Source organism: Kluyvera sp. (genome assembly GCF_047971185.1).
Classification (GTDB): domain Bacteria; phylum Pseudomonadota; class Gammaproteobacteria; order Enterobacterales; family Enterobacteriaceae; genus Kluyvera.
In genome coordinates, this window is sequence record NZ_JBKDZH010000063.1 from 1 (window position 1) to 4923 (window position 4923).

Below are 4923 nucleotides of genomic sequence, written 5' to 3' on the forward strand. Positions count from 1 at the left end.
GTCAGGAAGAACAGGCCAACTTTATCAGTTGGCGTTTTGCGTTGCTGTGCGGCTGTATTCTGCTGGCTCTGACTTTCCTGCTGGGTCGTGTGGCCTGGCTACAGGTGATCAGCCCGGACATGCTGGTTCGTCAGGGCGACATGCGTTCTCTGCGCGTGCAGGAGGTCTCTACCGCGCGTGGCTTGATTACTGACCGCTCCGGTCGTCCGCTGGCGGTGAGCGTGCCGGTGAAGGCCATCTGGGCTGACCCGAAAGAGCTGCATGAAGCGGGTGGTGTCAGCATTGATAATCGTTGGAAAGCGTTGGCTGATGCGTTAAACATGCCGCTGGATCAGCTGGCATCACGTATCAATACCAATCCGCGGATGCGCTTTATCTACCTGGCGCGCCAGGTCAATCCGGACATGGCGGATTACATCAAGAAGCTCAAGCTGCCGGGCATCCATATGCGCGAAGAGTCGCGCCGTTACTACCCGTCAGGGGAAGTTACTGCTCACCTCATTGGCTTCACTAACGTGGATAGCCAGGGGATTGAAGGCGTTGAGAAGAGCTTTGACAAATGGCTTACCGGCCAGCCTGGCGAGCGCATCGTGCGTAAAGATCGCTATGGCCGCGTCATTGAAGATATCTCTTCAACCGACAGCCAGGCTGCACACAACCTGGCGTTAAGCATTGATGAGCGCCTGCAGGCACTGGTCTACCGCGAACTGAACAATGCCGTGGCGTTTAACAAAGCGGAATCGGGAAGCGCGGTGCTGGTGGATGTCAGCACCGGTGAAGTGCTGGCGATGGCCAACAGCCCGTCATATAACCCGAACAATTTCTCCGGTACGGCCAAAGACATCATGCGTAACCGCGCCATTACCGACGTGTTTGAACCGGGTTCTACGGTCAAGCCGATGGTGGTGATGACCGCGTTGCAGCGCGGGATTGTCAACGAAAATACCGTGCTGAATACCATTCCCTACCGAATTAACGGCCACGAGATTAAAGACGTGGCGCGCTACAGTGAATTGACCCTGACCGGGGTACTACAGAAGTCGAGTAACGTCGGTGTTTCCAAGCTGGCGTTAGCGATGCCGTCCTCAGCGTTAGTAGATACTTACTCACGTTTTGGGCTGGGAAAAGCGACCAATTTGGGGTTGGTCGGAGAACGCAGTGGCTTATATCCTCAAAAACAACGGTGGTCTGACATAGAGAGGGCCACCTTCTCTTTCGGCTACGGGCTAATGGTAACCCCGTTACAGTTAGCGCGAGTCTACGCAACGATTGGCAGCTACGGCATCTACCGTCCGCTGTCGATAACCAAAGTTGACCCGCCGGTTCCCGGCGAGCGCGTCTTCCCGGAGTCTATCGTCCGCACCGTCGTTCATATGATGGAAAGCGTGGCGCTGCCCGGCGGCGGCGGCGTGAAGGCAGCGATTAAAGGCTACCGTATCGCCATTAAAACCGGTACGGCGAAAAAGGTCGGCCCGGACGGGCGCTATATCAACAAATACATTGCTTACACCGCGGGCGTCGCGCCAGCCAGCCAGCCGCGCTTTGCGCTGGTGGTGGTCATCAACGACCCGCAGGCAGGTAAATACTACGGTGGCGCCGTTTCCGCGCCGGTGTTCGGTGCCATCATGGGCGGCGTACTGCGCACGATGAACATTGAGCCGGACGCGCTGGCAACGAGCGATAAGAGTGAATTTGTGACAAATCAAGGCGAGGGATCAGGTGGCAGATCGTAATTTGCGCGACCTTCTCGCTCCGTGGGTGCCGAATGCACCGGAGCGAGTACTGCGAGAGATGACGCTCGACAGCCGTGTGGCTGCATCGGGCGATCTGTTCGTAGCGGTAGTGGGTCATCAGGCGGACGGGCGTCGTTATATCCCGCAGGCAATTGCACAGGGTGTTGCTGCCATTGTCGCCGAGGCAAAAGATGAAGCGACCGACGGTGAAATCCGTGAAATGCACGGCGTGCCGGTTATTTACCTCAGCCAGTTAAACGAACGCTTATCGGCGCTGGCCGGGCGTTTCTATGATGAACCGTCGGATAGCCTGCGCCTCGTTGGCGTCACCGGCACCAACGGCAAAACCACCACCACGCAGCTGATTGCGCAGTGGTGCCAGCTGCTGGGTGAAACCAGCGCGGTCATGGGCACGGTCGGCAACGGCCTGCTGGGCAAAGTGATCCCGACCGAGAACACCACCGGTTCGGCGGTTGATGTACAGCATGTCCTCTCTGGCCTGGTGGCTGACGGCGCGACGATGGCGGCGATGGAAGTCTCGTCCCATGGTCTGGTCCAGCACCGCGTCGCGGCGCTCAAGTTTGCCGCCTCCGTGTTCACCAACCTTAGCCGCGATCACCTTGATTATCATGGCGATATGGAGCACTACGAAGCGGCGAAATGGCTGCTGTACTCCACGCACCACTGCGGTCAGGCGATTGTCAACGCCGACGACGAAGTGGGCCGTCGCTGGCTCAGCCGCCTGCCGGATGCGGTGGCGGTATCGATGGAAGACCACATCAACCCGAACTGCCATGGCCGCTGGCTGAAAGCCACCGCCGTGAACTACCACGACAGCGGGGCGACCATTCGCTTCGATTCCAGCTGGGGCGAGGGCGAAATTGAAAGCCGCCTGATGGGCGCCTTTAACGTCAGCAACCTGCTGCTGGCGCTGGCGACGCTGTTAGCGCTGGATTACTCGCTGAGCGACCTGCTGAAAACCGCCGCGCGGCTACAGCCGGTTTGCGGGCGGATGGAAGTGTTCAGCGCGCCGGGCAAACCGACGGTAGTGGTCGATTACGCCCACACCCCGGATGCGCTGGAAAAAGCCTTACAGGCCGCACGCCTGCACTGCGCCGGTAAGCTGTGGTGCGTCTTTGGCTGCGGTGGCGATCGCGATAAAGGCAAACGTCCGCTGATGGGCGCGATTGCTGAAGAGTTCGCCGACGTTGCGGTTGTGACCGACGATAACCCGCGCACCGAAGAGCCGCGCGCGATTATCAACGATATTCTGGCCGGGATGGTCGATGCCGGGCATGCGAAAGTGATGGAAGGCCGCGCGGAAGCGGTGACCAACGCCATCATGCTGGCCAAAGAGAACGACGTGGTGCTGCTGGCCGGTAAAGGCCATGAAGATTATCAAATCGTCGGCAACCGTCGCCTCGACTATTCCGACCGTGTAACCGCAGCGCGTCTGCTGGGAGTGGTGGCATGATTAGCGTCAGCTTAAGCCAACTGGCCGACATCCTGCGCGCCGAACTGCACGGCGTCGATCGTCAGATTAGCGACGTCACCACCGACACGCGTAAATTAACCCCCGGCTGCCTGTTTGTGGCGCTGAAGGGCGAACGTTTTGACGCGCACGATTTTGCGCAAACCGCCAAAGACGGCGGCGCGGGCGCGCTGCTGGTCAGCCGCAGGCTGGACATCGACCTGCCGCAGCTGGTGGTGAGCGATACTCGCCTTGCCTTTGGCGAACTGGCGGCCTGGGTGCGCCAGCAGGTGCCGGCGCGCGTGGTGGCGCTAACCGGTTCTTCCGGTAAAACCTCGGTCAAAGAAATGACCGCCGCCATCCTCAGCCAGTGCGGCAACACGCTTTATACCGCGGGCAACCTAAATAATGACATCGGCGTGCCGATGACATTACTGCGCCTCACGGCGGAGCATCAGTATGCGGTGATTGAGCTGGGCGCCAACCATCAGGGCGAAATTGCCTGGACCGTCAGCCTGACGCGTCCGGAAGCGGCGCTGGTGAACAATCTGGCGGCAGCGCACCTCGAGGGCTTCGGCTCCCTGGCGGGCGTCGCGAAAGCCAAAGGCGAAATCTTTACCGGGCTGCCGGAGAACGGCATCGCGATTCTGAACGCCGATAACAACGACTGGGCCAACTGGCAGCATGTGATTGGCGATCGCACCGTATGGCGCTTCTCGCCGAGTGCGGCGGGCAGCGACTTTAGCGCCGCCGACGTACGCATTACCTCGCAGGGAACTGCGTTCACGCTCAATACGCCGAAGGGCAGCGTGGACGTGCTGCTGCCGCTGCCGGGCCGCCACAACATCGCCAATGCGCTGGCAGCAACCGCGCTGGCAACGGCGGTGGGCGCTGACCTGAACGCGGTGAAAGCCGGGCTGGCGCAGCTGAAAGCGGTGCCGGGGCGTCTGTTCCCGATCCACCTGACGGCTAGTCAGCTGCTGCTGGACGACTCCTACAACGCCAACGTCGGTTCGATGACCGCCGCGGTGCAGGTGCTGTCTGAAATGCCGGGCTACCGCGTGCTGGTCGTGGGCGACATGGCTGAGCTGGGCGATGAGAGCGAAGCCTGTCATATCCAGGTCGGTGAAGCGGCGAAAGTGGCAGGCATCGATCGGGTGCTGAGCGTTGGCACATTAAGCCAGGCCATCAGCACGGCGAGCGGGGCAGGGGAGCACTTCTCCGGGAAAGACGCGGCGATTGCCCGTCTGAAATCGCTCATTAATGAACATAAAACGATCACCATTCTGGTGAAAGGATCACGCAGTGCCGCCATGGAACAGGTCGTACGCGCTTTACAGGAGAACGGGACATGTTAGTGTGGCTGGCCGAACATCTGGTCAAATATTATTCCGGCTTTAACGTCTTTTCCTATCTGACGTTTCGCGCCATTGTCAGCCTGCTGACCGCGCTGTTCATCTCGCTGTGGATGGGCCCGCGCATGATCGCCCGCCTGCAAAAAATGTCGTTCGGCCAGGTCGTGCGTAACGACGGTCCGGAGTCGCACTTCAGCAAACGCGGTACCCCAACGATGGGTGGGATCATGATCCTCACCGCCATTACCGTTTCCGTGCTGCTGTGGGCTTATCCTTCTAACCCGTACGTCTGGTGCGTGCTGACGGTACTGATCGGCTACGGCATTATCGGTTTTGTCGATGACTACCGCAAAGTGGTGCGCAA

The 4923-nt window shown here is 59.8% G+C and carries 3 protein-coding genes and 1 pseudogene; all 4 read left to right on the forward strand.

Annotation, left to right across the window (positions count from 1 at the left end):
- The coding region (locus ACK5JN_RS17395; protein WP_416871310.1) for a peptidoglycan glycosyltransferase FtsI at nt 1-1733 on the forward strand (1733 nt) is incomplete at its 5' end.
- A complete protein-coding gene (murE, locus tag ACK5JN_RS17400; RefSeq protein ID WP_416871311.1) occupies nt 1720-3207 on the forward strand; it encodes a UDP-N-acetylmuramoyl-L-alanyl-D-glutamate--2,6-diaminopimelate ligase in 1488 nt (495 codons plus the stop codon). The genes ACK5JN_RS17395 and murE, both read left to right, overlap by 14 nt.
- Nucleotides 3204-4562, forward strand: coding sequence for a UDP-N-acetylmuramoyl-tripeptide--D-alanyl-D-alanine ligase (murF, locus tag ACK5JN_RS17405; RefSeq protein WP_416871312.1), 1359 nt, complete (start codon nt 3204-3206; stop codon nt 4560-4562). The genes murE and murF overlap by 4 nt, the downstream gene beginning before the upstream one ends.
- Nucleotides 4556-4923, forward strand: a pseudogene (gene mraY, locus ACK5JN_RS17410) (phospho-N-acetylmuramoyl-pentapeptide-transferase); the annotation flags it as partial. The gene murF and the pseudogene mraY, both read left to right, overlap by 7 nt.